Below are 895 nucleotides of genomic sequence, written 5' to 3'. Positions count from 1 at the left end.
TAGTCGCCGGATAACGGAAATATCCTGATAAATTCGTCCACTTCCTGCGCCAGGACTGCAACACCATCGGGTATTGCGCCCCCCATTTTTCCTCCAGTTCGTCCAGCGCAGTTTCCGCCGCTTCTTTTGATACCGCACGATAAACCGGTTTTAAATCCGCCATAAACGCTTTGTGGTGTTTTGAGGCTACGTATTTGATTGAATTACGTATTTGATGAATAACACAGAGCTGGACTTCGGTTCGCGGGTAAATGCTGTTGATAGCCTCCGGGAATCCGGTCAGGCCATCGACACAGGCAATCAGAATATCGTTTAAGCCCCTGTTTTGCAGGTCAGTCAGCACTGACAGCCAGAAGTTAGCCCCTTCATTTTCAGACAGATACAGACCTAAAATCTCTTTTTTACCTTCCAGATTCAGGGCCAGCACGGTGTAAACCGCTTTGTTCTGATAACGGCCATCTTCACGGATTTTATAATGAATGGCATCCAGCCAGACGAAGGGATAAACCGCATCCAGCGGGCGCTGTTGCCATTGTTTTAACTCAGGAATAACTTTATCCGTCACCGCGCTGATGGTGGCGCTGGACACGCTGAAAGCGTATAAATCCTCGATTTCGCGACTGATATCGGCGTAGCTCATTCCCAGCGCGAACATGCGAATGATTTTCTGCTCAATCTCATCGGAGAGCGTAGTCTGATGTTTTTTCACTAATTGCGGTTCGAAAGAACTGTTACGGTCACGGGGCGTGGCCAGTTCAAAGCTGCCGGTGGGAGTTTTGATATTTTTTTAGACAGAGCCATTTTTACGGTTAGCGTCAATATCATTCGCCAGATAGGAGTCCAGCTCCGCCGTCAATGCAGCTTCAGTTAACTGTTTGATTAACGGAGTTAAAAT

General features: G+C 47.6%; 1 pseudogene. It reads right to left on the bottom strand.

Features of this window, described 5'->3' with window-relative positions:
- Positions 1-895, bottom strand: a pseudogene (locus FTA91_RS06060) (IS256 family transposase); the annotation flags it as partial.

The sequence above is a fragment of the Yersinia thracica genome (assembly GCF_902170565.1).
Taxonomy (GTDB): Bacteria; Pseudomonadota; Gammaproteobacteria; order Enterobacterales; family Enterobacteriaceae; genus Yersinia; species Yersinia thracica.
This window is presented reverse-complemented; position numbering and strand designations above follow the sequence as displayed.